Origin of the sequence: Cupriavidus sp. OTU4054 (assembly GCF_038440175.1) — a bacterium.
In the GTDB taxonomy this organism is placed as follows: domain Bacteria; phylum Pseudomonadota; class Gammaproteobacteria; order Burkholderiales; family Burkholderiaceae; genus Cupriavidus; species Cupriavidus pauculus_D.
Genome location: NZ_JASATF010000012.1, coordinates 78,287 through 103,503 on the forward strand (window position 1 = coordinate 78,287; position 25,217 = coordinate 103,503).

27 protein-coding genes are annotated in these 25,217 nt (G+C 66.1%); 11 read left to right on the top strand and 16 right to left on the bottom strand.

The genetic code is table 11. From position 1 onward, the window contains the following. Nucleotides 1-12: 12 nt before the first annotated feature. From AAHB16_RS15855 to AAHB16_RS15870, 4 genes are all read left to right on the top strand, one after another. Nucleotides 13-906: an NAD(P)-dependent oxidoreductase gene (locus AAHB16_RS15855; RefSeq protein ID WP_342051424.1), complete on the top strand. Its 894-nt coding sequence runs from the start codon at nt 13-15 to the stop codon at nt 904-906. 166 nt (nt 907-1,072) lie between these two features. Continuing rightward, entirely contained in the window at nt 1,073-2,044 is a 972-nt protein-coding gene (locus AAHB16_RS15860) for a Bug family tripartite tricarboxylate transporter substrate binding protein (RefSeq protein WP_342051425.1), read from the top strand. A 24-nt stretch (nt 2,045-2,068) separates the two neighbouring features. Continuing rightward, entirely contained in the window at nt 2,069-3,466 is a 1,398-nt protein-coding gene (locus AAHB16_RS15865; protein ID WP_342051426.1) for a M20 family metallopeptidase, read from the top strand. Nucleotides 3,467-3,581: 115 nt separating this feature from the next. Then, on the top strand, nt 3,582-4,499 hold the full coding sequence (locus AAHB16_RS15870) for a LysR substrate-binding domain-containing protein (RefSeq protein WP_150375508.1): 918 nt from the start codon (nt 3,582-3,584) through the stop codon (nt 4,497-4,499). 12 nt (nt 4,500-4,511) lie between these two features. Here the strand turns inward: AAHB16_RS15870 and AAHB16_RS15875 are convergent, their stop codons facing one another. The 3 genes from AAHB16_RS15875 to AAHB16_RS15885 form a co-directional block, all read right to left on the bottom strand. Further along, entirely contained in the window at nt 4,512-5,054 is a 543-nt protein-coding gene (locus tag AAHB16_RS15875; RefSeq protein ID WP_150375506.1) for a cytochrome b, read from the bottom strand. Continuing rightward, entirely contained in the window at nt 5,051-6,163 is a 1,113-nt protein-coding gene (locus AAHB16_RS15880; protein ID WP_342051427.1) for a catalase family peroxidase, read from the bottom strand. The genes AAHB16_RS15875 and AAHB16_RS15880 overlap by 4 nt, the downstream gene beginning before the upstream one ends. A gap of 217 nt (nt 6,164-6,380) precedes the next feature. Next, complete coding sequence (locus tag AAHB16_RS15885) at nt 6,381-7,136, bottom strand: SDR family oxidoreductase (protein ID WP_342051428.1); 756 nt, start codon at nt 7,134-7,136, stop codon at nt 6,381-6,383. 112 nt (nt 7,137-7,248) lie between these two features. On the opposite strand from AAHB16_RS15885, the gene AAHB16_RS15890 reads away from it, so the two are divergent. Continuing rightward, the gene (locus AAHB16_RS15890; RefSeq protein WP_150375500.1) at nt 7,249-8,199 is read left to right on the top strand and encodes a LysR family transcriptional regulator; all 951 of its coding nucleotides are present in this window, start codon (nt 7,249-7,251) and stop codon (nt 8,197-8,199) included. A gap of 3 nt (nt 8,200-8,202) precedes the next feature. On the opposite strand, the gene AAHB16_RS15895 is transcribed toward AAHB16_RS15890, so the two are convergent. The 11 genes from AAHB16_RS15895 to AAHB16_RS15945 form a co-directional block, all read right to left on the bottom strand. Next, nucleotides 8,203-8,610 (bottom strand): VOC family protein, encoded by a 408-nt coding sequence (locus AAHB16_RS15895; protein WP_342051429.1) that lies wholly within the window; start codon nt 8,608-8,610, stop codon nt 8,203-8,205. Nucleotides 8,611-8,800: 190 nt separating this feature from the next. Beyond that, a complete protein-coding gene (locus AAHB16_RS15900; RefSeq protein ID WP_342051430.1) occupies nt 8,801-9,409 on the bottom strand; it encodes a TetR/AcrR family transcriptional regulator in 609 nt (202 codons plus the stop codon). Between the two features lie 3 nt (nt 9,410-9,412). Continuing rightward, the gene (locus tag AAHB16_RS15905) at nt 9,413-10,267 is read right to left on the bottom strand and encodes a hypothetical protein (protein ID WP_342051431.1); all 855 of its coding nucleotides are present in this window, start codon (nt 10,265-10,267) and stop codon (nt 9,413-9,415) included. Between the two features lie 165 nt (nt 10,268-10,432). After that, complete coding sequence (locus AAHB16_RS15910) at nt 10,433-11,395, bottom strand: Bug family tripartite tricarboxylate transporter substrate binding protein (protein ID WP_342051475.1); 963 nt, start codon at nt 11,393-11,395, stop codon at nt 10,433-10,435. A 232-nt stretch (nt 11,396-11,627) separates the two neighbouring features. Beyond that, nucleotides 11,628-11,822 carry a hypothetical protein gene (locus AAHB16_RS15915; RefSeq protein ID WP_150375494.1) on the bottom strand — a complete coding sequence of 65 codons (195 nt, stop codon included), beginning with the start codon at nt 11,820-11,822 and terminating at the stop codon, nt 11,628-11,630. 131 nt (nt 11,823-11,953) lie between these two features. Next, on the bottom strand, nt 11,954-12,673 hold the full coding sequence (locus AAHB16_RS15920) for a GntR family transcriptional regulator (protein WP_150375492.1): 720 nt from the start codon (nt 12,671-12,673) through the stop codon (nt 11,954-11,956). Nucleotides 12,674-12,753: 80 nt separating this feature from the next. Then, nucleotides 12,754-13,752, bottom strand: coding sequence for a 2Fe-2S iron-sulfur cluster-binding protein (locus AAHB16_RS15925; protein WP_342051432.1), 999 nt, complete (start codon nt 13,750-13,752; stop codon nt 12,754-12,756). A 22-nt stretch (nt 13,753-13,774) separates the two neighbouring features. Further along, nucleotides 13,775-14,254: a GlcG/HbpS family heme-binding protein gene (locus AAHB16_RS15930; RefSeq protein ID WP_150375488.1), complete on the bottom strand. Its 480-nt coding sequence runs from the start codon at nt 14,252-14,254 to the stop codon at nt 13,775-13,777. Between the two features lie 25 nt (nt 14,255-14,279). Continuing rightward, on the bottom strand, nt 14,280-15,728 hold the full coding sequence (locus tag AAHB16_RS15935) for an aldehyde dehydrogenase family protein (RefSeq protein ID WP_342051433.1): 1,449 nt from the start codon (nt 15,726-15,728) through the stop codon (nt 14,280-14,282). A gap of 17 nt (nt 15,729-15,745) precedes the next feature. Next, a complete protein-coding gene (locus AAHB16_RS15940) occupies nt 15,746-16,465 on the bottom strand; it encodes a TenA family transcriptional regulator (RefSeq protein ID WP_150375486.1) in 720 nt (239 codons plus the stop codon). A 55-nt stretch (nt 16,466-16,520) separates the two neighbouring features. After that, nucleotides 16,521-17,453 (bottom strand): ornithine cyclodeaminase family protein, encoded by a 933-nt coding sequence (locus AAHB16_RS15945; RefSeq protein ID WP_342051434.1) that lies wholly within the window; start codon nt 17,451-17,453, stop codon nt 16,521-16,523. 302 nt (nt 17,454-17,755) lie between these two features. On the opposite strand from AAHB16_RS15945, the gene AAHB16_RS15950 reads away from it, so the two are divergent. From AAHB16_RS15950 to AAHB16_RS15965, 4 genes are all read left to right on the top strand, one after another. Continuing rightward, the gene (locus AAHB16_RS15950) at nt 17,756-19,294 is read left to right on the top strand and encodes a hypothetical protein (protein ID WP_150375482.1); all 1,539 of its coding nucleotides are present in this window, start codon (nt 17,756-17,758) and stop codon (nt 19,292-19,294) included. A 21-nt stretch (nt 19,295-19,315) separates the two neighbouring features. Next, the gene (locus tag AAHB16_RS15955; protein ID WP_150375480.1) at nt 19,316-19,618 is read left to right on the top strand and encodes a 2Fe-2S iron-sulfur cluster-binding protein; all 303 of its coding nucleotides are present in this window, start codon (nt 19,316-19,318) and stop codon (nt 19,616-19,618) included. After that, nucleotides 19,618-19,932, top strand: coding sequence for a ferredoxin (locus AAHB16_RS15960; protein WP_342051476.1), 315 nt, complete (start codon nt 19,618-19,620; stop codon nt 19,930-19,932). Before AAHB16_RS15955 ends, AAHB16_RS15960 begins: the two co-directional genes overlap by 1 nt. A gap of 89 nt (nt 19,933-20,021) precedes the next feature. After that, on the top strand, nt 20,022-20,297 hold the full coding sequence (locus AAHB16_RS15965) for a 2Fe-2S iron-sulfur cluster-binding protein (protein ID WP_223851798.1): 276 nt from the start codon (nt 20,022-20,024) through the stop codon (nt 20,295-20,297). 14 nt (nt 20,298-20,311) lie between these two features. Here AAHB16_RS15965 and AAHB16_RS15970 read toward each other — a convergent pair whose 3' ends face one another. Together AAHB16_RS15970 and AAHB16_RS15975 are read right to left on the bottom strand one after the other, a co-directional pair. After that, nucleotides 20,312-21,313 (bottom strand): alpha/beta fold hydrolase, encoded by a 1,002-nt coding sequence (locus tag AAHB16_RS15970; protein WP_342051435.1) that lies wholly within the window; start codon nt 21,311-21,313, stop codon nt 20,312-20,314. A 141-nt stretch (nt 21,314-21,454) separates the two neighbouring features. Beyond that, complete coding sequence (locus AAHB16_RS15975) at nt 21,455-22,393, bottom strand: TauD/TfdA dioxygenase family protein (protein ID WP_342051436.1); 939 nt, start codon at nt 22,391-22,393, stop codon at nt 21,455-21,457. A gap of 187 nt (nt 22,394-22,580) precedes the next feature. Between AAHB16_RS15975 and AAHB16_RS15980 the strand changes: the two genes are divergently transcribed. Then, nucleotides 22,581-24,227 carry an ABC transporter substrate-binding protein gene (locus tag AAHB16_RS15980; protein WP_342051437.1) on the top strand — a complete coding sequence of 549 codons (1,647 nt, stop codon included), beginning with the start codon at nt 22,581-22,583 and terminating at the stop codon, nt 24,225-24,227. Beyond that, nucleotides 24,214-25,206: an ABC transporter permease gene (locus tag AAHB16_RS15985; protein ID WP_150375470.1), complete on the top strand. Its 993-nt coding sequence runs from the start codon at nt 24,214-24,216 to the stop codon at nt 25,204-25,206. The genes AAHB16_RS15980 and AAHB16_RS15985 overlap by 14 nt, the downstream gene beginning before the upstream one ends. Nucleotides 25,207-25,217: the final 11 nt, after the last annotated feature.

The following is a 25,217-nucleotide window of genomic DNA, read 5'->3' on the forward strand; positions in this document are numbered from 1 at the left end:
TCAGGTCTGACGATGGAAAACACCAAAACCGTAGGCGTCATCGGTCTCGGCAATATGGGCCGGGGCATGGCCCTCTCGCTGCAACGCGCGGGCTATGCCGTGCTCGGCCTCGACAAGTCCGCGCAGGCCGTGGCCGCGGCACGCGAGGCAGGTATCCCGGTCGGCGCCGATCTCGCCCAGCTGGCGCGTGAGTGCGCGACCATCGTGCTGTCGCTGCCGACGTCCGCCATCGTGCGCGCGTTGCTCGAAGGCGAGGGCGGTCTGCTGGCGCTGGCGAAGCCCGGCCTGCTGCTGATCGACACGACTACCGCCGACCCGCAGGTCACACGCGAACTCGCGGTGGCGCTGAAGGAAAAGGGCATCCGCTTCGTCGATGCGCCGGTAAGCGGCGGTCCGAGCGGCGCGCTCAAGGGCGAGCTGACGATGTTCATCGGTGGTGCCGACGCAGACGTCGCGCATGCACAGCCCGTGCTGTCGGCAATGGGCACCAAGCGCTTCCATATCGGCGACGTCAGCGCGGGACACGTCGCCAAGCTGATCAACAATCTGCTGACCGCGTCGCATCTGGTCACGGCGAGCGAAGCGTTCCGCCTGGCCAACGCGGCGGGCATTTCCACGGAGCAGCTGATCGAGGCCGTGAACGCGGGCTCGGGCCGCAGCGGCGTGACGCTGTTCAACTATCCGAACCGGATTCTCAACAATACTTACAGTTCCGGCTTTACGATGCAGCTGATGCGCAAGGACGTGAACCTCGCGGTGTCGCTTGGCGAAGCGCTCGGGCTCGACCTGCCGACCGTCGATGTGATCGGCGACATCTGGAAGTCGAGCGCCGCCTCCCTGGCCGATGGCGAGGACTTCAACCGCATCGTGAACTTCGAACGCGCCAGCTCGCCTGCCCGCGCCTGATACGTAACGCTCCTGTTCCATGCCGTATGCACACAGAGGTGAAATCACCCGGGCATACGGCAGTCATTCCCAACGATCTCTCCCGTCCAACCGCCGCCGGGCCCTGCCAACCGGCGAAATTTGAAGGTATGCAACCACCGTCCCACTGATCATCCTGGAGTGCAAGATGTCTTTCCCGCGGATTCTCGTTTCCTGTGTTGGCGTCTCCCTCGCGCTGCTGTCCGGCGCGGCGCTGGCGGAATTTCCCGATCGGCCCATCCGCCTCGTGGTGCCGTTTCCCCCCGGCGGCAGTGTGGACTCCGTGGCGCGCGTGGTCTCCATGCAGCTGAGCGAGCGTCTCAGGCAGCAGGTGGTCATCGACTACAAGCCCGGCGCGGCGACGATCGTCGGCGCGGAACAGGTGGCCCGCGCGGCGCCCGACGGCTACACGCTGCTGCTCGGCACATCGACGACGTTCGTGGTGAACCCGATCATCTACAGCAAGCTCAACTACAACCCCGAGTCGAGCTTCGATCCGGTGGGCATGGTGGGCAGCGCGTCGCTCGTGCTGCTGGCCAACAGCGGCGTGGCGGCGCAGAGCCTGCCGCAACTGCTCACGGACATCAAGGCCAAGCCGGGTACGTATTCCTACCGTTCGCACGGCACGGGCTCCACCGTCAACTTCGCGGGCGAAATGCTGTGGAACGCGGCAGGCGTCAAGGTGCTGCACGTGCCGTACAAGGGCAGCGCGCCGGCGATGACCGACGTGATGGGCGGACAGATTCCGTTGAGCTTCGATGCGGTGCCTGCCTCGGTGGCCGCGCTCAAGAGCGGCAAGGTGCGCGCGCTCGCCGTTACAGGCACCAGGCGCAACCCGATGCTGCCGAACGTGCCGACGGTCGCCGAAAGCGGATTCCCCGGCTTCCGCATGGATTCGTGGTTTGCCGTCGTGGCGCCGAAGGGCTTGCCGGCACCGGTGAAGCAGAAGCTCGTCGCGGAACTCGCGGGGGTGATGGCCGAACCCACGGTGCAGGAAAAGCTCGTGAACCTCGGCTTCGACCCCGAGTACGGTGCGCCGGCGAAGTACACGGAGTCCGTGCGCGCCGACACGAAAAAGCTGGCACCAGTGGCCAAGGCCAACAACATGATGCAGGATTGATCGTTTTCCACGCGAGCCAGAACCATGACACGTACCGCAGCGCTGCAGTCCGCGATCCAGTACCTCGATGAAGGCCAGCTGTTCACCGACCTCGCGCGCCGCGTGGCGATCCGCTCCGAGAGCGATCTCGGCGCGGACCCGGCCACGCTGGGCGAATATTTCGACGCCGAGATGGTGCCGTGGCTGCGGCGCCTCGGGTTCGAGGTCAGTGTCTCGCCGAATCCGGTGAAGACCGGCGGCCCGTTCCTCGTGGCGCGGCGCGTTGAAGATGCCACGGCGCCGACCGTGCTGACCTATGGCCACGGCGACGTCGTCAACGGGCAGGATGCGAGCTGGCGGAAGGGGCAGGGCCCGTGGTCGCTCACCGTCGATGGCGACCGCTGGTATGGACGCGGCACGGCCGACAACAAGGGCCAGCATACGATCAACCTCTCGGCACTCGAGCACGTGCTTGCCGCGCGGGGCGGCAAGCTCGGCTACAACGTGATCGTGCTGATGGAGATGGGCGAGGAAGCGGGATCGCCGGGGCTGCGCGAGTTCTGCGAGGCCAATGCCGAACAGTTGCGCGCGGACCTGTTCATTGGCTGCGACGGTCCGCGTGTCGCGGCGAACCGGCCCACGCTGTTTCTCGGCTCGCGCGGCATGGTCAATTTCACGCTGTCGATCCGCGCGCGCGAACGCGCCTACCACTCGGGCAACTGGGGCGGCGTCATCTCGAATCCGGCCACGGTGATCGCCAACGCGCTGGCCACGATCGTCGATGCGCAGGGCCGCATGCTCGTGGACGACCTGATGCCGCCCGAGATCCCGCCCGCCGTGCGCGCGGCACTGGCCGATATCGAACTCGGCGGCGGCAAGGACGATCCGCCGTTCACGCCCGAATGGGGCGAGCCTGGATTGTCGGCGGCGGAACGGCTCGTCGCATGGAATACGATCGAGGTGCTTGCGCTGGGCGCGGGTTCGCCGCAGCGTCCCGTCAACGCCATCCCGCCCACGGCCGTGGCGCATTGCCAGTTGCGCTTCGTCGTCGGCACGCGCTGGCAGGAGCTGGAATCGATCCTGCGCACGCACCTCGATGCACTCGGCTTCAACGAGGTGGAGGTCGGCATCACCATGAGCGGTGCCGCCACGCGGCTCGATGTCGAGCATCCGTGGGTGCGATGGGCATCGGACTCGATCGTGGAAAGCACCGGCAGCGCGCCGGCCGTGCTGCCGAACCTCGCGGGCACGTTGCCCAACGACGTGTTCGCCGACGTGCTGCGGCTGCCGACGATCTGGGTGCCGCACTCGTATCCGGCGTGCGCGCAGCACGGTCCCGACGAGCATATGCTGACCGATGTCACGCGCGAGGGCCTGCGGATCATGGCCGGTCTCTACTGGGATCTGGGCGAGCGGGACGCGCTGCCCGCGATGGCAGCCTGACGTTGGGGTTTGACGGGGCGGGCTTGATGGGGCGGGCTCGATGGGGCGAGTTTGACAGCGAGATCGCTTGCGGTGTTCACTACGTGGCAGTGATCACTAACGCCTGTCTCCCGTCATGACTCTGGATCAACTCAGGGCGTTCGCCGCCGTCGTCGAACATGGCAGCATTCGCGCCGCCGCGCGCTCGCTCGATCTCGCCCAGAGCGGCCTGACGCAGCAGATCAAGCGGCTGGAGACGTCGCTGGGCGTGAGCCTGTTTGCGCGCGGCAATCGCGGCATCGTACTGACGGGTCCCGGAGAAACGCTGCTCGCGCGCTCGCGCATCATCCTCGGGGAGTGCGAGCGTACCGAGCAGGAATTCCAGAGCTTTCAGGGCAACCTCGTCGGTTCGATGAACGTGGGCGTCTCGTCGGAGGCGTTCGCGCGAATCGTGCCGCCCGTGCTGCGCGCGTTCCGGCAGCGCTTTCCGTTGTTCTCCGTACATCTGGCCAGCGGTCCGGCAAGTTCGCTGCTGAGCGGCATCCGGGAAGGCCGCATCGATTTCGCGCTGACGCTCGTCTCGCGCCGCACCGATGTGACGGACCTCACGAGCACACGGCTCGGCAAATCGGAACCCGCGATCGTCTGCCGCGTGGGGCACCCGCTCGAACGCGCGCGCAGCATCAGGTCGCTGGCCGAATGCGAGTGGGTCAATACACGTCCGCCGGGTCAGGCCGGGCTCCCGTCGAACCGGCTCGTCGACCTGTTCCACCACGCGGGACTCGAGACGCCGAACATCGTGGTCACGGTGGAGTCGCTGTACGACACCCTCAATCTGGTATCGCGGACAGACCTGCTGTTTCTTGCGCCGCGCATCGCGCTGGAGCAGGAGGGGTTCCAGGACGCGCTGCGCGAGATCCGGATCGCCGAGACCATTCCCCCGGCCGACCTCTGCCTCGTGCAGCGCACCGCGGTGCCGCTCCCTCCGATCACCGGCGAGTTCGCGAAGATGCTGATCTCGTATAGCCGGATGTTGCGGAAGGGCGCGAAGTAGCCTGGCTGCGGCCTACTGCGCCTTCCCCGTCGTCATCGACTCCAGCACGCCGTCACGGCGCACCAGCCCGTGATACAGCGCTGCGGCGAAGTGCAACAGCAATACCGCGAACAGCGCGAAGGCACCGATCGTATGGGCCTGACGCAGCACGGCATACAGATGCGGGTCGTGCGGCAGGATCGGGGGGAGCTCCGTCTGTCCGAACAGCACGATCGGGAAGCTGCCCGCCGACTGCATCCCCCAGCCTACCAGCGGCATGGCGATCATCAGCGCGTACAACGCGAGGTGCGAGGCATGCGCGGCCACGCGCTGCAGCGCAGGGAGCGAAGCCGGCAGCGGTGGCGGCCGGTGCGTCAGGCGGTTGATGACCCGCAGCACGGCCAGGCAGAAGATCGCGATGCCGATCGGTCGGTGCACGGTCAGCAATGCGGTATAGCGGTCCGACACCGTCGATACCATGCCGATGCCGATAAACAGCATCGCCACGATCAGCACGGCCATCACCCAATGCAGCGCGCGCGAAACGAACGAGAAGCCCTGGACGTCGTTGCTCATGATTTACCTCCGGCCTTCACTTCGGATTCGGTGACCGCGCTGGGCGGCTTGGCGCCGCGCTCTTCCTCGCGCAGCAGGAACGAGCGGGCATAGGCGGCCGACCGCGCGCTCGGGATCGCATCGGCCGAGGTGGAGATGCCGGCCGGCAGCACGGTCGGATCGAACGTGATATCGGTACAGCTGGCACCGGGAGTGTCCTCGCTCGCCAGCTTGTCGAGCGTGACCGTCCCGATATCGACATGCTTGCGGTCGTCGGGCCAGGGCAGGTCGGGCCGGACGGGATCGTCGGGCTGGCCGATCGTCACGATCACCTTCCACTTGAGCGGCTGCGCCGCGTCCTTGATCAGCGCATCGAAGAGGTAGTTCTTGTCCGGCTGCTGCGGACCGAGCGGGGCGAACGCCTGTTCGGGCGCGAGCGACCAGCGCACCGGTACCGACGCGCCCTCGCGGCTGACGAACAGGAACGTGTTGAGCGCGTTGTAGGTGGTATTGGCAAAACCGGACGATGCCTGGCGCTTGCCGACGATGCCCACCGCCTTCAAGAAGTCCGGATGCGCGGCAACGAATGCCTTCATCTTCTCCGGATCGGGCTTGCCGGTCTTGGGATCGGGCACGCCGGTCAGCATCTGCGCATAGAACGCGTCGACATCGGCAAACGGGAAGACCGGGATATCGATCATCGCCATGCGCCATTCCTCGGCGCCCGTGGGATTGATCTGCAGGGCGAGACTGCGGATCAGGCCGGGGGCATCGGGCACGTAGGGCATGCCGCCCGCGAACGCAAAGCGGCCCACCACCGGATACTTGCCCGGCGCCATCAGCTTGGCGCGGCTGTATTGCGTGCCGGCACCGGTGCTCTCGAACCAGCCGACGGCGCAGACGCCCTTCGCATGGTTGCGGCGGAACCCGATGTGCTTGCCGTTGGCGGCTTCAAAGCCGTCGACGACCCGATGCGGGGACAGCCGCTCGGGGGTCAGCCATCCACCCGTATAGGCGAATGCGCCGGCCAGGCACAACGTTGCCAGCCCGATCACGCCGAAGCGGATCGCCAGCGCGGCGGGGCCGAGTCTGGGTGGAAGCCCGGAGGGATTCCGCTTGTCTTGGTCCATGGTCACTCCTGCTGTATGGACAGCACCTGATTTTGTGGGGGTGGCGACGGAACATTCGCCACCATGGCAAGGTATGCCACGGGGCGCGCGGAAACCATCCGACGATGGCTTGTCGCATCCAACGTTCTGGCTTGATCCGCCTATACGTTTGTATAGGACAAGAATGTGAGGTTGGATGCAAAAATCGCGCGAGCCGGTACGATGCCGGCCCGCTGGGTCAGACCAGTGCCGCCCCGCCATCGACATGCAGGGTGGTGCCGTTCATGAAGCCGTTGGTCATCAGGAAGACCACGCCGGCGGCGGCTTCTTCGGCGGTGCCGAGGCGATGCAGCGGGAGTTGCTGCTTCAGGGCATCGACATAGGCGTCGCGGCCTGTACCGAGGGTGCGGGCCAGCAGCGGCGTGTCGATCGGGCCCGGGGACAGCGTGTTGACGCGCACCGGCGCGAGCTCCAGGGCCAGGCCCCGTGCGAAGGCTTCCATCGCGGCGGACGCGGCGGCAAGGACGGCGGTGCCGTATGCGCTGGGGCGGTCCGCGAGGACCCCCGAGATAAACGTCACCGAGCCGTTCTGGTCGAGGCGGTCACCCAGCGCGCGGATGGCGTGGACCGATGCCCAGATACGTTCGTCGAAGGCGCCCCGCAGATGGCCCACCTCGGCTTCGCGAATCTTTCCGCCCACGAACGTGCCGGCCAGCAGCACGAGGTGGTCCACGTGCGTAATGTCAGCAAGCGCTTGCTCTATCTCCGCACCCGACTTCACGTCGAGCGCGCGCCAGCCTTCGAAACCGTGTTCTTCCGCCAGTTGCCGCGCGGCGGCCGCGTCGCGTCCGATGATGATCACGCTGGCGCCGAGCGCCTTGGCCTGCAGGGCCGCTGACAGGCCGATGCCGGACGTGCCGCCGAAGATCACCGCACGCTTGCCATCGAGGCGCTGCGGTACGTTCTGGGCCTGCGAAGTGTTGACGATGTTCATCGCTGTTCTCCTGGGTTTCCGGTTGGACGCCGGTGCGGCGTCGTTGGAAAGCATCGTAGATTGCAGCGCCTTGCTTGAAAATGCGGTTCACATTCGCTTTAATAGTGCCGTCATGGAACAAATTGGCATCGAACGTCTGACCGGACTGCTAGCCTTCGCCCGCGCGGCGTCGCTCGGCAGCTATACGGCCGCCGCACGCTCGCTCGCGGTATCGCCATCCGCGGTAAGCAAGAGCATCCAGCGTCTGGAGCAGAATTTCGGTCTGCGCCTGTTCAACCGCACGACCCGGTCGCTCACGCTGACCGCGGAAGGCCGCGATCTGCTCGAGCGCGCGCAGCGTCTGCTGCGCGACGCGGAAGAGATCGAGCAGGCCGTGGTGGCCGCGCGCGCCGAACCTTCCGGCACGATCAAGATCGCCGCGGCGCTGCCCATCGGCGTGAATATCCTCGCGCCCGCGCTGCCGGCCTTTCGCGCGCGATACCCGAAAGTCGCGGTGGACCTCCGGCTTGGCGACCAGTATGTCGACCTCGTCGAGGAAAGCATCGACGTCGCGGTTCGCGTGGGCGACCCGGGCGACTCGCGACTGATCTCCCGGCACCTGGCCCCGCACCGCATCGGCCTGTTCGCCTCCCCGGACTATCTCGCGCGACGCGGCACGCCTGCCGGCCCCGAAGATCTCATGCATCACGAGTGCGTGAATTTCCGCTACCAGCGCACCGGGCAGGAAGCGGCCTGGCCCTTTCGCATGGCCGACCGCATCGCGGACTTCCGGCCGAACGCCGGCCTGGTCATGGACGTCAGCGATGCCGTGGTCGCGGCGCTGGCCGCGGGGGGCGGCATCGGCCTCTCGGCCACGTACGTCGCGGCCAGTCACGTCAGGCGCGGCGAGCTCGTGCCCGTGCTGCACGCGTTCACGCAGGACCGGTTTCCGATTACCGCGCTATGGCCCGAAAGCCGACGCGGCAATCCGAACGTCAAGGCGTTCGTGGCGTTCCTGTCCGAAGCCTTTCCTTCGCCCACGCCTTGGGATGAGATCGTGGCGGCCGCCGCACGCGGTGACTGACCTTTACTCGTCGAACGTCCCCTGATACTCGGGTGCCGCGTCCGATCGCGTGTTCAGCTCGAACATCACGCCGCCCGGTTCGCGGCAGAAGAAGCGGGAGCCGCGGCCGTTGTTGAAGATGTCGGTCTCCAGCTGGACGCCCTCGCTCCGGAATCTTGCATAGAGTTCCTGCACGGCTTCGAGCGTGGGCAGTTCGAAGCCCGCGTGGAAATTGCGCGGCCACTCGGGGCGAACATCGCTGACGTGTTCGATGACCACGTCGAAGCCCTGTCGCTTGATGATGTAGGACTCTTCCCAGCGGCCCGCGATGCGGAAGCCGAGATAGCGTTCGAAGAACCGGGCCGTCGCGGCCGTGTCGGCGGAAGGGAAGCTCAGGTGGTTGAGCTTCATGGTGTGCATGATGTCGGTCATCGTGATGGCTCTTGGCAAGTGTGCGCTAGGTACGGCGCGGCGGCGGGATGCCGTCGCTGCACGATGACGTCAGAATATAAGCAATTGCTCATATTTCGTACTCGCATGGGCAGGCGGATCCGGCCGGGCCGAAATCGCTCACCTGTCATGCGTTTCCGGCGCGTTCGCGGATGCGCCGGGTGTCGGCTGCTCACATTTTCGAGCGAGCCAGATAGCCGAAGACGGCGGCGCGCAGCCGAGCCTCCAGATTCTCGATATCGCGTTCGCCGCGTTCGCCCGCGGCATCGACCATGCCGCGGATCATGGCGAGCAGGTCGCCCGCCGCGACGTCCGGTTGGGGATGTGCCGGCGCCGCGCGCCGGACGATGCTCAGCACCAGCTGCTCGATCTCCGCCTTGGACACCTCGCCCTGAATCGCGGGGCGTCCTTCTTCGATATCGAGCAGCCGCGCGAGACGTGGCCGTTGAAGCTGCTGCCGCGCGCACGCGCGAATCAGGTACTCGAGCGCGGCCTTGCCGCTGCGCATGCCGAGCGCGGCGGCCATGTCGTCATGGAACGCGCGCGACTCGCGCCGGATCAGCGCGACCGTTAGCGCATCCTTGCCCGGGAAATACTGATAGAGCGAACCGATGCTGACACCGGCGCGCTGTGCCACCGCATTCGTGTTGAAGCCTTCGAAGCCATGCAGCTCCAGGACCTGCGCGGCCGCTTCCACGATGGCCGCGACCGTTTCCTCGGCACGCACCTGCGTGGGTGCCTTGCGCGGCCGCAGCGTCTGCTTCGATGCCCGCTGTCCCATGGGTCAGTCGTTCTCGAAGTCGTTCCCGAGGATGGGCCGCAACTGCGTGAAATCGTTTGGGTAGTACGGCGGCACGGCGTCGGGATTCTTCTTGCGCGCGAGATCGACGAAGCGCCGGTCGGCTTCGAAAACGAGCATCACTTCGTGCTTGCGGATGCCGAGCGCCTGCGCGCGCTCGAGATCGCGGATGCTCTTCGCGCGATAGGCGATGGTTCGCATCAGCAGGTCGTAGAGGACCTTGGGCCGCCGCGCGATCGCTTCCTGCACCGCCTCGTCTTCCTTCTTCAGCAGACGCGTCCACAGCTTCGAGGTCTTGAGCCCCTCCGTGTGTTCGGCCATGGAAGCGAGCTGCGTCTTCTGCAGCGATGCATCGAACGCCACGCCCGTTTCCGTCAGGTAATGCTGGAGCTCCACCACGTCGAGGTCGAGCAGCCGCGTATGCGTGGGCCGGTTCGCCGGGGTGGGGACGTAGTTGATGTCCGTCCAGTTCGACGGAAACGCGGCGAGCTTCTCGAAGGTCTCGCGCCACTCGTCATATTCCCGCCAGCGCCACGCGCGATTCTTGAAGAAACGCTCGTAGCCGCGCGTGAAATAGCCGCCGAGGTTCAGTCCATCGCTGCCGCTCTCCTTGACCAGCAGGAGCAGCTCGGCCACGTCGTCCTGCGACAGGCCTTCCACGTTGGCCATGACTTCCGCATAGACGCGGTCGTATGCGCTCTTCGGCATGCTGACGATCGGCGGCACCGGACGCGTGTCGGCCGGCCGCGTGGCCGGTCCCGGCACGGATGCGGGGGCGGCGCCGGGCGTGCGCCCCCGCGCCTTTTTCTTTCTCCGCTTCAGAAAATTCAGGAAACTCATCGACTACGGCCCTCTAACGCCTGTGCCTGCCCCGGCAATATTCTCGCCGATACTCTAACGCGTCTTGCACATGAAAAAAGCCATGCCCTTGCGAGCATGGCTTGTTTTCGTGACAAAACCGGGCGGTGAGCGGCCCACACGAGCCTCCGTCTCCCCGGTCCGGGGTCAGTCGAGCGAGATCTTCCCCGCCTTGACGATCTCGGCATAGCGCACGGTATCGCGCTCGATCAGCTTGCGAAACTCCTCGGACGTGCCGCCGACGGGCACGAAACCGAGGTCGGTCAGCTTCTTCGCGACGTCGGGGCTCGCGGTGGCCGCGGCGATCTCCTTCGCCATGCGATCGACGATCGGCTGCGGTGTGCCGGCCGGCGCCAGCAGGCCCGTCCACGAGCTCATGAGGAAGCCGGGAAAGCCTGCCTCCTCCATCGTCGGAATATTCGGCTCGCCCGGCCAGCGCTTGGCCGACGCCACCGCCAGCACGTTGATCTTGCCGGATTTCACATGCGGCATCGGCACGAGCAGCGGGTCGAACGCGACCGACACCTCGCCGGACACCAATGCCGGCAGGATGGGCGCGCTACCGTTGTACGGCACGTGGGTCATCTTGACCTTCGATTCCATGGCCAGACGCTCGCCGGTCAGGTGCGCCGAACTGCCGATGCCGCTCGAACCGAACGTGAGCGTGTCCGGGTGCTTCCTGCCATAGGCCACCAGTTCGCCGACGGTCTTCGCCGGTACCTTCTTGCTCGCGAACAGGAACAGCGGCAATTCGGCCATCTCCGCGACGGGCACGAGGTCCGAGGGCTTGTAGCTGAGCTTCGAGTACAGCGACATGTTCGCGCTGTAGGCCGCGAGGATCGAGACGAACGTATAGCCATCGGGCGTCGCACGCGCGGCCACGCCAACGCCGAGCGTGCTGTTCGCCCCGGGCTTGTTCTCGATGATGATCGGCTGGCCAAGGCTTTGCGCCACCTTCTCGAACACCACGCGCGAAACCGTGTCGGTGGAACCGCCCGGCGTATAGGGCACGATGACCTTGATGGGCTTGGCGGGCCATGCCTCCGCGGCGTGCGCGGCCGGTGCGGCCACGATGCCGGCCGTCAGCACGGCGGTGAGGATGCCAGCCAGTTTCGAGATACGGGTGCGCAGCGCGCGCGGCGGGCGCAGCGCGTCAGTCTTGATACTCAAGTTTGTCTCCGATGTCTTTCTGTGATGCCGCTCGTTTGGGCGAGGGCGGCACCATTATGACGGCCGGTCTTGCCGTCAATGTCGGGACAAACCACGAATTCCGGACGCGGGCGCGAACGCGGTGTGCGATTGCCGGTCAATCACGCCGCGTTGTTCCGCCATGCGGTCAACGTCAGTGCTGACGCGCGGTGCCGGGCTTGCGTTCGAAGAGGGCCGGCACCCATGCCAGCATCTTCGCGATATCGGCGAAGGACGGCAGCAGCGGCGTGGCATGGCGCACGGCATTGCGGCGTGCGTAGTGGCGCAGCAGTTGCGCGCCGACCGGACGGTTGAAGTAAGCGGCCTCCGGGTATTGCTTGGACGACATGGTCGTATTCCCTACTGTGGTTCGAAATCAGCCTACAGTATACACTATATTGGTGCGGTGCACCAAGGTGTGACATGGGCGTGGTCGCCCATGGGGCACGGGGTCGGCCTCGGTGCCGGTATCGGCGCGGGTCAGCCGCGAGGCGGTTCGCCGTCGATGTTCATGGCCTCGACGGCCTTGGCGGCGCTGTAGACGTGGCGCGTGGCCAGCAGTGAAGCGAGGTCGGCATCGCCGGCGATGACGGCCTGGAGGATCTGGGCGTGCTCGTCCCAGTTGATGCGCGCGCGGCTCAGGTTGGCCGGCGCGAACAGCAGCGCCGTGCGTTCGCGCAGCGAGCGCATCATGTCCTGCAGCACGCTGTTGGCGGCGATGTTGCCCAGCACCTCATGGAAGCGCGAGTTCAGTTCGACGAAGCGCTCGGTCTGGCCGCTGTTGACGGCGGCATTCCCTTCTTCCAGCACCTTTTCGATCTCGGCGATCAGGGCCGGATCGCGGCGTTGTGCCGCAAGCTTGGCATTGAGACCCTCGAGCGTGGCGCGCACTTCCACCATCTCGCGCGCGATATTGGGGGAGAGACGCGCCACCGAGGCGCCGCGCCGGGGCTCGATCTTGACCAGTCCTTCGGCGGCAAGCGCGCGTAACGCTTCCCGCACCGGGATGCGGGAGACGCCGAGCTCCTGGGACAGCGTGTTCTCGACGAGCCGTTCGCCCTGCTCATACTGGCCGCCGAGAATGCGCTGGCGCAGCGTGTCGGTCACCAGCGCGAACAGCGGCGAGTGCTGCGCGCCAAGGCTGGCTACCGGAAGGTCCGGCGTCGTGGAACGGGGCAGGCCCGCGGAGGCGTCGTTCATGATCATGGAAGGCGGCGTGAATGCCGCTATTGTATACGGTCAACATCGCAGCCGCCTTCCAGATCTAGCTTGGACGGATGTCAGGCATGCTGGAACGTGAAGCCATCGGCGTAGACAAAGGGTGACTGCGCGCCCATCGCCGCGAACGTCTGCCGCGCATCGCGAATCATGTTCGGCGAGCCGCACAGGTAGATCGCATGCTCGGACAGATCCCCATGATCCTGGCACACCGCGTCCTGCACATGGCCGCGCCGTCCCTGCCAGTCGTCGCCGGCGCGCGAGAGTACCGGCACGTACTGGAAATCGTAGAGACGCTCGCCCCACGCGGCAATCTCGTGGTGCAGATACAGATCCTCCATCGACCGCGCGCCCCAGTACAGCGAGACCGGCGGACAATCGGGGTCGTCCATCAACGACTCGAGCATGCTCTTGATCGGCGCGAGCCCCGTGCCGGTAGCGATCATCAGCAGCGGCCGGTAATCTTCCTTGCGCAGGCTGAAGTTGCCATGCGGCACTTCCACCTCGAGCCGGTCGCCGGGCTGCAGCGTCGGCAGGCGCGTCGCCGTGAAGCGGCCGCCGGCGATGCGCCGCACGTGGAAGTCCACGTCGTTGCCGCGCGGCGCCGATGCCATGGAGAAGCTGCGATGGGTGCCGTCGTCGAGCAGGATCTTCATATACTGGCCCGGCGCGTACTGGAACGACACGTCGTCCGGCAGCGCCAGGCGCAGATGCGCGACCTCGGGGCCGAGCCAGCCTAGTTCGCGCACGGTCGCCGTGACGCGCTGCGCGGGAATGTCCACGTCGCCCGCGCGCGCCACGCTGAGCACGAGGTCCGCGGTGGGCCGCGCCTGGCAGGCGAGTGCCGCGCCGGTGGCCGCCTCTTCCTCGGTCAGCGCCATCGGGAACTCCTCGTACGCGACCGCGCCTTCGACGACCTGTACGCGGCACGTGCCGCAACCGCCGAACGTGCATTCGTGCGCGAGGCACACCCCCGCGCGCAATGCGCCGTCGAGTACCGTCTCGCCGTCGTTCACGTCGAACGTGGCCTGGGTCTCGATGACATGAATGCGATAGGACATGACTGGTGGCCCTCCTGCCTGCTTACTTCTTGATGTCCGCCTGCGCGAGCACCTGCAGGTCCTCGCCCGCCAGCAGATCGCGCAATGCTTCCAGCGCGGCCACGCCGCATGCGGTGTCCTGCTCGCCGTTGCCGCCCGAGAGGCCGACGCCGCCGATCACCTCGCCGTTGACGACCACCGGAAAGCCGCCGACGAATACGGCGAACTTGCCTTCGAAGCTCCACTGAATGCCGAACGCCTCGTTGCCGGGCAGCGCGGGACCGTTGGGGGCCGTATTGAACAGATGCGTCGAGCGCTTGTGGCCGGCCGCGGTGAACGCCTTGTTCCATGCGATCTGCGGACCCGTGATGCGCGCGCCGTCCATGCGTTCGAGCAGCAGCGGATAGCCGCCGTCATCGACGATGCAGATGGACTCCAGCACGCCGATCTCCCTGGCCTTGGCGACGGCCGCCTCGACCATGACGCGGGCCTCGCGCAGTTCGAGCTTGATGCTTGCCTTCATGAATACAGACTCCTTGCAGATGGATTTAACAGCCGCGGTAGATCGTCTTGATCTGGGTATAGAACTCGATGCCGGCGCGGCCGGATTCGCGGAATGTCGCCGTGCTCGACCGCTTGAGCCCGCCGAACGGCGCGTTGACGAGGTTGCCCGTGGTCGTGCGGTTGATCTTGACGGTGCCCGACTCGATATCGTTGGCGAAGTCGTGCGCATATCGCGGATTGCGCGTGGCGATCGCCGCGGACAATCCGTACTCGGTGTCGTTGGCCTTGGCCATCGCATCGGCGTAGCTGGTCGCCTCGATGATCGCGAGCACCGGCCCGAAGATCTCCTCGCGCGCGATACGCATGGACATCGTCACGTCGGTAAAGACCGTCGGGGCCACGTAGTAGCCGTGCGCGAAATCGCCATCGGTCAGCGCGTTGCCGCCCGTCAGCAGCGTGGCTTCACCCTTGCCGATCTCGATATAGCCGAGCACGGTCTCGCGCTGCTTGCGCGTGGCCAGCGGGCCGAGGTCCATGCCGGACTGCATGCCGCTGCCGATCTTGAGCGATTTGACGCGCGCCACGAGCTTCTCGGTGAAAGCCTGCTTCACCGCAGCCATCACGATGATGCGGCTCGTGCCCGTGCATGCCTGGCCGGACAGCGACAGGCCACCCTTGACCGCGAGATCGACGGCCTGGTCGAGATCGGCGTCCTCCATCACGATCAGCGGGTTCTTGCCGCCAAGCTCCATCTGCGTGCGCGTGGTCATCGATACCGCGCGATGGATCTGCTCGCCCGCCGACGTCGATCCCGTGAACGACACCGCGCGAATGGCCGGCGATGCGACGATGGTCTCGCCCACTTCTCCCGCGCTGCCGGTCAGGAAGTTCAGCACGCCGCGCGGAATGCCGGCCTTGACGAACGCCTCGGCCAGCCGCAGGCCGGAGAGGGGCGCATCCGACGACGGCTTGAACACGACGGTGTTGCCCGCGATGAGCGCCGGCGCGATCTTGCGCGCGGGAATCGACACCGGGAAGTTCCACGGCGAGATGACGGTGACCACGCCCAGCGGCTCGCGCTGCGTGTAGACGACCATGTCCGGATCGTCCTGAGGGAAGGTCTCGCCCGAGTAGGTCTGGCCTTCCACCGCATAGAAGCGCAGCGTCTGCGCCGAACGCACGATCTCGTCGCGCGCCAGGTTCAGTGCCTTGCCTTCCTCGCGCGTGAGTTCCGCCGCGAAGGCATCGGCATTGGCTTCGAGCCAGGCCGCGGCATCGTTGAGGATCTTCGCGCGCTTGCCGATCGGCGTCTTGCGCCAGCCCGGGAACGCGGCGGCCGCCGCCGCGACGGCCGCCTCCGCGTCACGCGCGTCGGACGCCGCATGGCGGCTGACGATCTCGCGCGTGTCGGCCGGGTTGATGTTGTCGAACAGGCGACCGCTCACGCTGTCGCACCATTCGCCGTCGATGTAGTTGCGGTACGTGTCCGTCATCGTCGTGGCCCCGTGCATCAGGCGGCGATCGCGGCCGGCTTGGTCTCGACGTAGTCGTAGAAGAGCGCGGTCGTGTACAGCAGTCGCATCTGCGCGCCGATCTCGCAGATCTTCAGGCAGCGGGCCTGCAGTTCGGGCGTGTTGGCATGCTCGAGGACGATCTGGTAGCCGCGCTCGCCATGGATTTCGTCGGACACGATATGCAGGTCGAAGAATTCCACTTCCTCGTCCGTGAAGCCGTACTTCTCGCGCAGCGTCGGAGTCTGCTTGCGATAGATCGACGGCACCTGCGATTCCAGGCCGACGACGAGGCCGGCGACCGCGACGACCGGGTCTTCACGCATCGCCACGGCATAGCACCAGCTTTGCAGCCCGCGCGTGGTCGGCGACATGTTGTCCGGGTCCACGACGCGCTCGCGCGTGGTGCCGCAGGCTTCGGCAAAACGGACCAGCAGGTCGGTGTGGCGGTCGCCACCGATTTCCTCTTCGTACATGTTGGCCAGCAGGAAGTCCTTGGCCTCGGTCATGTGGTCCGGCGTGCGCGCGTAGATATAGGCGAGGTAGTCGGCGAACGGGCCCACGTAGTGATAGTGGTTCTCCGCCCAGCGCGCCAGATGCTCGCGCGTCAGCGTGCCGCCGGCCCATGCCTTGCTGAACGGTGCCTGGTTGGCGCTCTTGCCCTTGATCGCGTTCTCGAGGGCGGCGCGGAAGTCTTCGCGGTTCATCAGTTCTGCCATTTTGTGGGCTCCTTGACTGGGATGGAATGAAGAAGGGGAGGGGTTTGGGTGCGAGTCATGCGGCCCGGGCTTCCCGGGCTGCGGTGATCCGCTGGTAGGCAACGCCGGCGAGGGCTATGTCCTCGAGGCCGACGCCGACGGATTTGTAGATGACGATGTCGTCCGCGCTATGCCGAACGGTGTGCCGGTCCAGCAACACATCGCCGAGCTCGACGATCTTGTGATCGGGCAGCACGGACGGATCGGCCAGCACGAGGTCACCCGCTTCGCGCAGCGATTGCGGCCGCCATTCGACGACCACCGCGGCGGCGCGCGCCAATGCCGTGTCGTCGAGCTCGCGCGTATGCGGCAGGCTCGAGCCGATGGCCGCGACGAACGCGCCCCGGCGCAGCGACGCGCCGGCGAACAGCGGTGTGGTCGAGCGCGAGGCGGTCACCACGACATCGGCCTCGGCCACGCACGTTTCGGGCGTGGCGAACGTGGCCGGGATCCCGCACTGCGCGGTCAGACGTTCCGCCACGGAGGCGTCGGCATGCGGGTCGCTGATCAGGATGCGTTCCAGCGGCAGCGCCGCCGACAGCTGCAGCGCGTGCTGCACACCCTGCGTGCCCGCGCCGAACAGCGCGAGCGTTTGCGCGTCGGGGCGCGCGAGCCGCTGCGCCGCCAGTACCGTGCACGCCGCGGTGCGCAGCCGGGTGATCGCACCGGCATCGAACGATGCGAGCGGCGCGCCACTGACGGTGGAGAACAGCAGGATCACGAAAGAGAACTGACCCGCGATCGTCGTATACACCTTGGCGCCCGCCACCTGCTGATCCGGAATGACCGCGCCCAGCGTGGACAACTTGACGCCGCCGGCCTCGGTGCGGATGCGCTCCTGCATGGCCGCGCGATGCTGGCCGAAGCTGCGGAACGCTTCGAGCATGGCGGCCTGCGCATCCGCCGCGCTGACATGGCGGTCGATCTGTTCGTCGGTGATATGGAGCATGAGTGGGCTGTCGTGACCGTTGGGGGCTGCAATTCGGTATACAGTCTACACATTGCCAAAGAAATTGCTAGCGGAGTTTTTGGGGCATGGCGCAGGGCGCGCGCAGTCGATAACGGTGCGGGATGCGCTGAAACCGTGCAGTGGTGCGGTTTCTGGCACTACATAGGGGTGACGGCACGGAGTTTCCCTAACCTTGCCGGTTTTCACTTGTGTTTCGTTTGCGTCGGAATATAGTATACGAAACGGAAATTCAATCACTCATCAAACCTGCCCCCACAAGGGCCCCACATCAGGGGAGCCTCATGCAACCAACGGTAGAGATCGGCATTGCCCATTGGGTATATCTATTGGGCGTCGTGGTCATCGTGCTGACCATGATCCTGCGCGCCAACGTCGTGGTGCCGTCGATCGTCGGCACCTTCTGCGTCATCCTGGCCATTACCGGCAATCCCGTCGAAGCGCTCGGCGGCATCTTCGGCGCGAGCCTCGTGGCGGCGAAAGAGTTGTTCAACATCTTCCTGGTGATCGCGTTCATGACCGCGCTGCTCAATGCGCTCAAGACATTGCGATCGGATATCCGGATGGTCGAGCCCTTCCGCGTGATCATGAAGAACGGGCATAGCGCGTACTTCATCCTCGCGGGCATTACCTATGTGATCTCGCTGTTCTTCTGGCCGACGCCGGCGGTGCCGCTGGTCTCGGCGATTCTGCTGCCGGCGGCGATTGCCGCGGGCCTGCCGCCGCTCGCGGGGGCCATGGCCATTGCGATCGCCGGGCAGGGCATGGCGCTATCGTCGGACTACGTCATCGGCGTGGCGCCCGGTATCAGCGCCAAGGCGGCCGGTGCGGCCGTCAGCGCGGCCGTGGTCGCGGACCGCGCGCTCGTGCTGTCGATCATTACGGGCTTTATCGCGCTGGCGCTGGCGTACCTGTCCATGCGCCGTCATATCGTTCCGGCCAGCGGCGCGCTGCTCGACCGGTGGCAGGCCAAGGCAAACGGCATCGATCCGGAGGTGGAAGGCACGGGTACGTTCGACAAGGCCGAGATCGCGCGCGGCACGTCGCACGACGAGCCCCTCGTCACCGACGCCAATATCGAACGCAGTCTTGCCATGGTGGAGCAGCGCCGCATCAAGTGGTCCAAGTTCTTCGCGGTGCTGACACCGCTGGCGTTCGTGTGCGTGGTCTCGCTGATGGTGCTGCCGAAGGTGGCCAGCGGGATGCCCGACCTCAAGGGCGGCGCGGCTGCCGCGCTGGTCGGCGGCGTCGCGGCCGTGCTGATGATGCTGGCCACGCTGGCCGCCGAGGGTCCGCGCCGCATGCTCGACGTTTGCCCCGAACACATCACGGACGGCTTCGTGTTCGCGTTCAAGGCGATGGGTTCGGTGCTGCCGATCGCGGGCTTCTTCTTTGTCGGCGCGGGCGAGACCGCCGCGCAGATCCTGGGCGTGGATGCCGGCAAGGCACCGAGCCTGCTGTTCGAATTGATCCAGGCCTACCAGCACATGATTCCCGACAACCACGTGCTCGTGGCCTTCGGCGTGCTGCTGGTCGGCATGATCACGGGCATCGACGGCTCCGGCTTCGCCGGCCTGCCGCTGACGGGCACGCTGGCCGGCGCGCTCGGTCCGGTGGTCGGCTTCGACTCCGCGACGCTCGCCGCCGTGGGACAGATGGGCGCGGTATGGACCGGTGGCGGCACGCTCATCGCGTGGTCGTCGCTGATCGCCGTGGCCGGTTTTGCGCGAGTGCCGGTACTCGAGGCCGTGCGCGCACTGTTGTTGCCGGTGATCGCGGGGCTCGTCGTGTCGACGATCTGCGCGATGGTTATCTGGCACTGACCGCTACACGTTGGAACCTATATGCCGAAAGTTGTCTTTCACAAGAACGGCCAAGTCTTCACGGACGAGGTAAAGCCCGAAACGAATCTGGTCGTGCGCGCCGGTATCAAGCAGTTTCCGTATCCGAACCTGCGATACGAATGCGGCATGGGCAAGTGCTCGAAGTGCGCGTGCAAGGTGCTGGCCGGTGCCGAGCATCTGCCGCCCCCGAACTGGAAGGAGAAGAAGCAACTCGGCGAGCGTATCGAGCAGGGCTTTCGGCTGGCCTGCCAGATCTGGCTGACGCACGACATCGAGTTGTGCCAGGAAGAGATGCCGGCATGATGTACGTCATCCTCACCAGCAAGCCGGGCCAGTTTCGCACCGAGCCCATGGAAGGCTCGCTCGACGACATCCGGCCGCTGGAAACCTATGACTACGTGTTCTATGGCCGCGCCACCGCGAGCTTCGTGATCGCCGAACTTCACCAGCCGGTGAAGGTGCGCGTGATCGACGAGTCCGCCGGGCGCGAGGCCGAAACGATCAACCTGGTGCCATCGAAGTTTCTCGAACGGTTCGACACGCTGGACGCCGCGCGCGCGGCGCTCCAGGGCCTTGCCAAGTTCGGGACGATGGACCTTTCGCTGAAGAAACTATGACACAGGACACGCTGGGCACCGCGCCCGCCACCGAGGCGACCCCCGCCGCAACGCCCGCCGCAACGCCCGCGGAACGCACGACCGTCGAGGTGACGTTCGTGACCAACGCGGGCAAGACCGTGACCGCGCCGAGCAACAGCAACCTGCTGCGCATCTCGCTGCGCGAGCAGGGCGGCATACCTTTCAAGTGCGGCGGCGGCATCTGCGGCACGTGCCGCTGCAAGATCGAGACGGGCCTCGCGAATACCGACGCGGTCAAGCCGAAGGAACGCAAGCATCTGTCGGAACAGGACCTCGCGGACGGCTACCGCATGGCCTGCCAGACGTTCGTCAACGGCGATATCGCGGTGTCATGGGGTAATTAAGTGGGAGCCGGAGCCTACGCGGCCTGCTTCGCCATCAGCGCCAGCAACTCCGCGTTGAAGCGCGCGGGGTCCTCGTAGAACGTGCCGTGGCCGATGGCTTCGTAGATCGAGAGCGTCGAATGCGGTACGAGCTTGTGCGTGTACTCGCTCATCGCCACCGCGGAGATCTGATCCTCGCGGCCGTGCGTGACGAGCATCGGCACGCGAACCGCGCGTAGCGTGTTGTCGTACGCCGCGGGCCGTCCGGCCAGCAGCTTGCGCACGGCGACGGGCGTCTTGGCGTTGAAGCGTTCCATCTGTGCGAGTTCCGCCGCGCTCGGTGGGCGCGCGAAACATGCGCGCAGGAACGCTTCGGTGCCTTTCTCCGCTTCCATCGCATCGTCGGACATCATTGGCACCATCAGCCGCGCGGAACGTCCTTGCCCGAACGGCGCGCTCGTCGACGTCGCGGCCACGTAGTTCAGGCTGCCGATTTCTCCATCGCCGAATGCGGTCAGATAATCGTTGACCACGCGGCCGCCATAGGACCACGTGACGATGGCAGGTTTTCGCGCGCCCGTTGCGCGGATCACCGATCGGACGTCCTCGGCCCAGCGTACGTTGTCGTGATAGGCCTCCTTGACGAGTGGCTTGCCGGAGTCGCCATGGCCGCGCAGGTCGAACGCGATCAGGCGCAGATGCTGGAGTTCCGGCGCGGACATCTGCTTTACCCAGCTTTCATGACTCTGCGCGAAGCCGTGGATGAAGATGACGGGACGGCCGTTGGGGTTGCCGGTCTCGAAGACGGCAAGCTCGACGCCGTCGCTGGCGGAGGAACGAATGCGGGTCGCGCGCATGGAGGCTGGATCCGAGGTACCCGTCTGGGCGGTACTCGCTGCAGGGCGGCTCGCGCAGCCGGTGCCGGCCAGCGCGGTGGCAAACGCGGCCGCGCCGGCCCGCAGGAAGCGTCGCCGGGCGGGCAGCGGCATATCGGATACTACGTCGGAATGGGCGGAAGCGGAATGGGAAGAAGTCAAGGCGGTCTCCTCGTGGCGGCGTGTGCTGGCGGATGCGGGCCGGCAACGCAGCTCTGTTTGAACGATGGGGACAGCCTAAACGACACTTCGCCAAAGCCAAAATGGCGAATTTAGCTTCTGATGATCGACGGTGTCGATGGATCAGGCAGCCTTGCGCGTGTCCGCCGCCGCGAGGTTGCCGCCGTCGCGCGCGGGCTTGATGGCGCGGCTGCGTTCGCCGTCCACGCTCACCGGCACATCGCCCGCGATGGTCACGCGGCGCACGATACGGCGCGTGTCGCCATAATCGTTGATCGCGTAGTGCTGCGTTGCGCGGTTGTCCCAGATGGCCACGTCGCCGGCCTGCCAGCGCCACCGCACGGTGTTCTCGAGCCGATGGACATGGCTCTGCAGGACCGAGATCAGATGCGCGGAGTCGCTGGCGGAATAGCCAAGCAGGCGCTTCACGAAATGCCCGAGCACGAGCGTGCGCTCGCCGGTTTCCGGATGGACGCGCACGACCGGATGCTCGGTCTCGTAGACGGTGCGCGTGAACACGTCGCGATAATGCTGCGCATCCGGGCCGTGTGGCAACACGCGCGAGCCCGCGTAGTCGTAGTCGTTGGTGTGCAGGGCCCAGAGCTTGTCGGCAAGCTCGCGCAGCGGCGGCGGGAGCTCCTCGTATGCCGCCGCGGTGTTGGCCCATACCGTATCGCCGCCGTAAGTGGGCACCTCCACCGCGCGCAGCACCGACACCTGCGGATAGGCGAGATCGAACGTGACATCCGTATGCCACGAGTTCGCGCGGCCACCCCCGTGTTGCGAATCCAGCTCGAGCAGATACTGCGTGCCCGCGCGCACGGGCACCGTCGGATGCGGGACGGGCGGGCCGAACAGCGAGCCGAACGCTTCCTGCGTGGCATCGTCGAGATGCCCCTGCTCGCGGAAAAACAGCACCTTGTGGCGCAGCAGTGCCGCGCGGATGGCGTCGAACGTCGCACCCGGCAGGTCGCCGTCAAGGCGCACGCCGCGGACTTCGGCGCCGATGCGTCCCGAAACGGGGCGTACGTCGAGTTCGATCTGGGTGAGGTTCTGTGTCATGGACTCGTCTCCCTGTTGTTTGGGATGGGCAATGCTCCGCACCATACGCCGCGGGGCGAGCCGCGCAGAACGAAGGAATTCGCGGTTGGATATGGGCGGCCGGCGCATATCGGCATGCGTAAACGTTCGTTCGCGCGTGCCCGACGGGTCCCTATATTGGGTGACCCATCTCTTTCCCGCCCTTGTCATGTTCCAGAAATTTGTCCGGACGCTCCTGCTGCCCGCCACCCTGGCGCTGCTTTCGAGTCCGCATGCCTCCGCCGCGCCGGCGGCGGAAACCCCGCGCACCGGCGGCACGCTGACCACGATCATCCAGCCCGAACCGGTCATCCTGACGTCCGCGCTCAATTCGGCCGCCCCGACGGGCTTCTTCAGCGCCAACGTGTTCGACGGCCTTGTCGAGTACGACAACGACTTCAAGCTCAAGCCGGCCCTGGCCGAGCGCTGGGACATCTCGAAGGATTCGAAGACGCTGACGTTCCATCTGCGGCCCAACGTCAAGTGGCACGACGGCAAGCCGTTCACGTCGGCCGACGTCAAATGGACGCTCGAGAACGTCTGGAAGAAGCTGCATCCGCGCAACCAGATTCTGTTCGGCAAGGTCACGCAGGTGGATACACCGGATCCGCTCACGGTCGTCCTGCACTTCTCCGAGCCGTCGCTGGCGGTGCTGAGTTCGCTCAACAGCAATGGCGCGCAGGTACTGCCGAAGCATCTGTACGAAGGCACCGACATCCTCAACAACCCGTACAACAACAAGCCGGTGGGTACCGGCCCGTTCGTGTTCAAGGAATGGAGCAAGGGCAACTACATCGTGCTCGAGCGCAATCCGAACTACTGGGACAAGGGCAAGCCGTACCTCGACAAGATCGTATTCAAGGTCATTCCCGACGCAAGCGCGCGTGCCGCCGCGCTGGAAAAGGGCGAGGCGCAGTACGCACCGTTCAATCCGGTGCCGCTCAAGGATGCGCAGCGTCTGGCCCAGCTGCCGTCGCTGAAGCTGGAGACGCGCGGCTACGACTGGATTTCGCCGTGGCTGTTCATGGACGTGAACCTCGATCGCCCGTACTTCAAGGATGTGCGCGTGCGCCAGGCGCTCGCCCATGCGATCGATCTCAACGCGCTGAACAAGGTCGTCTGGTTCGGTTTTGGCAAGCCGGCGGTCAGCCCGGTCGTGTCGACACTCACGCAGTTCTTCAACCCGGCGGTGCCGAAGTACGCCTATGACCCGGCCAAGGCCGAGGCGCTGCTCGATGCGGCGGGGCTCAAGCGTGGCGCCGATGGCAACCGGCTCAAGATCCAGATCGACTATCTGCCGTATGGCGACGACTACAAGCGTAGCGCCGAGTACATCAAGCAGGCGCTCAAGCGGGTCGGCATCGACGTGAATGTGCGCACGCAGGACACGCCGACGTATACCAGGCGCGTCTACGGCGATCGCGACTTCGATCTCGCGGTGGTGTGGTTCGCCGGCTTCGCGGATCCGCTCGTCGGGGTGACGCGCGCCTATCGCGCCGACACCGTGGGCAAGAACATTCCGTGGTCGAATGGTTCCGGCTACCGTGGTGAGGAGGCCAACAAGCTGATCGACGAGGCACAGGGCTCGCCTAGCCAGCCCGAGCGCGTGGAACTGTTCAAGCGCTTCCAGACCGTCGTGCAGAACGACCTGCCGTCCGTGCCGCTGCTCGAACTGCGCTTCTTCACCGTGCAATCGTCGTCGCTGCGCGACACGGTCAGCGGCGTGGATCAGATCTACGCATCGCTGAAGAACGCATGGTTCGCGCAGCCGCCGGGTGCGAGCGCGACGGTGGCACGCGCCGATGCTGGCAAGTAATCGGTATTCCCTGGACAGGCTTGCGCGGCGCCTCGCGCAACTGGCTGGCGTGGTGCTCGGCATCGCGGTGGTGAACTTCTTCCTGCTGCGGCTGGCGCCCGGCGACGCGGCGCAGGTGCTTGCGGGCGAAGCGGGTGCCGCCACGCCCGAGTACCTCGCCGCGCTGCGCGCGCAGTTCGGCCTCGACCAGCCGTTGTGGGTGCAGCTGTACAAATACCTCTGGCATCTCGCGCAACTCGACCTCGGCTACTCGCATCGCCAGGGCATGCCCGTGTTCGACCTGATCGCGCAACGGCTGCCCGCCACGCTGCTGTTGATGGGCGCCAGCATCGCGTTCGCGGTGGTCGTCGGTGCGGGCCTCGGGGTGCTGGCGGCGGGCCGCGCGGGTCGGCTGCTCGATACCGCCATCTCCGCCGCCGCGCTGCTGTGCTTTGCCACACCGCTGTTCTGGATTGGGCTGATGCTCGTGCTCGTGTTCTCGGTCTGGCTGGACTGGCTGCCCGTCGGCGGCATGTTCACGGTCGAATCGGGCTACACGGGCTGGCGCTACGCGCTCGACGTCGGGCAGCATCTGGTCCTGCCCGCGATCACGCTGGGGTTGTTCTATATGGCCGTGTATGTGCGGCTGATGCGCGCCAGCATGATCGAGGTCCGGCGCCAGGACTTCGTGCGGACGGCCGTGGCCAAGGGCGCGCCGGCACCGCGCGTGCTCACGCGTCACGTCCTGCGCAATGCGCTGCTGCCGCTGATCACGATGATCGGCGTGCAGGCGAGCTCCGTGATCGGCGGCGCGGTGATCGTCGAGACGGTCTTCTCGTGGCCCGGGCTCGGACGCACGGCGTTCGACGCGCTCTATCAACGCGACTACAACCTGCTGCTGGGCATCCTGCTGTGCAGCTCGGTGGTCGTGATCGTCGTCAACTGGATCGTGGATGCGGTCTATGCGCGCGTGGATCCGCGCATCCGTTTGCCGCATTGAGTTCGGGGAGT

Coding starts and splice junctions, on each gene's coding strand:
- AAHB16_RS15855 (WP_342051424.1), top strand. CDS start 13: ATGGAAAACACCAAAACCGTAGGCGTCATCGGTCTCGGCAATATGGGC.
- AAHB16_RS15860 (WP_342051425.1), top strand. CDS start 1,073: ATGTCTTTCCCGCGGATTCTCGTTTCCTGTGTTGGCGTCTCCCTCGCG.
- AAHB16_RS15865 (WP_342051426.1), top strand. CDS start 2,069: ATGACACGTACCGCAGCGCTGCAGTCCGCGATCCAGTACCTCGATGAA.
- AAHB16_RS15870 (WP_150375508.1), top strand. CDS start 3,582: ATGACTCTGGATCAACTCAGGGCGTTCGCCGCCGTCGTCGAACATGGC.
- AAHB16_RS15875 (WP_150375506.1), bottom strand. CDS start 5,054: ATGAGCAACGACGTCCAGGGCTTCTCGTTCGTTTCGCGCGCGCTGCAT.
- AAHB16_RS15880 (WP_342051427.1), bottom strand. CDS start 6,163: ATGGACCAAGACAAGCGGAATCCCTCCGGGCTTCCACCCAGACTCGGC.
- AAHB16_RS15885 (WP_342051428.1), bottom strand. CDS start 7,136: ATGAACATCGTCAACACTTCGCAGGCCCAGAACGTACCGCAGCGCCTC.
- AAHB16_RS15890 (WP_150375500.1), top strand. CDS start 7,249: ATGGAACAAATTGGCATCGAACGTCTGACCGGACTGCTAGCCTTCGCC.
- AAHB16_RS15895 (WP_342051429.1), bottom strand. CDS start 8,610: ATGACCGACATCATGCACACCATGAAGCTCAACCACCTGAGCTTCCCT.
- AAHB16_RS15900 (WP_342051430.1), bottom strand. CDS start 9,409: ATGGGACAGCGGGCATCGAAGCAGACGCTGCGGCCGCGCAAGGCACCC.
- AAHB16_RS15905 (WP_342051431.1), bottom strand. CDS start 10,267: ATGAGTTTCCTGAATTTTCTGAAGCGGAGAAAGAAAAAGGCGCGGGGG.
- AAHB16_RS15915 (WP_150375494.1), bottom strand. CDS start 11,822: ATGTCGTCCAAGCAATACCCGGAGGCCGCTTACTTCAACCGTCCGGTC.
- AAHB16_RS15920 (WP_150375492.1), bottom strand. CDS start 12,673: ATGAACGACGCCTCCGCGGGCCTGCCCCGTTCCACGACGCCGGACCTT.
- AAHB16_RS15925 (WP_342051432.1), bottom strand. CDS start 13,752: ATGTCCTATCGCATTCATGTCATCGAGACCCAGGCCACGTTCGACGTG.
- AAHB16_RS15930 (WP_150375488.1), bottom strand. CDS start 14,254: ATGAAGGCAAGCATCAAGCTCGAACTGCGCGAGGCCCGCGTCATGGTC.
- AAHB16_RS15935 (WP_342051433.1), bottom strand. CDS start 15,728: ATGACGGACACGTACCGCAACTACATCGACGGCGAATGGTGCGACAGC.
- AAHB16_RS15940 (WP_150375486.1), bottom strand. CDS start 16,465: ATGGCAGAACTGATGAACCGCGAAGACTTCCGCGCCGCCCTCGAGAAC.
- AAHB16_RS15945 (WP_342051434.1), bottom strand. CDS start 17,453: ATGCTCCATATCACCGACGAACAGATCGACCGCCATGTCAGCGCGGCG.
- AAHB16_RS15950 (WP_150375482.1), top strand. CDS start 17,756: ATGCAACCAACGGTAGAGATCGGCATTGCCCATTGGGTATATCTATTG.
- AAHB16_RS15955 (WP_150375480.1), top strand. CDS start 19,316: ATGCCGAAAGTTGTCTTTCACAAGAACGGCCAAGTCTTCACGGACGAG.
- AAHB16_RS15960 (WP_342051476.1), top strand. CDS start 19,618: ATGTACGTCATCCTCACCAGCAAGCCGGGCCAGTTTCGCACCGAGCCC.
- AAHB16_RS15975 (WP_342051436.1), bottom strand. CDS start 22,393: ATGACACAGAACCTCACCCAGATCGAACTCGACGTACGCCCCGTTTCG.
- AAHB16_RS15980 (WP_342051437.1), top strand. CDS start 22,581: ATGTTCCAGAAATTTGTCCGGACGCTCCTGCTGCCCGCCACCCTGGCG.
- AAHB16_RS15985 (WP_150375470.1), top strand. CDS start 24,214: ATGCTGGCAAGTAATCGGTATTCCCTGGACAGGCTTGCGCGGCGCCTC.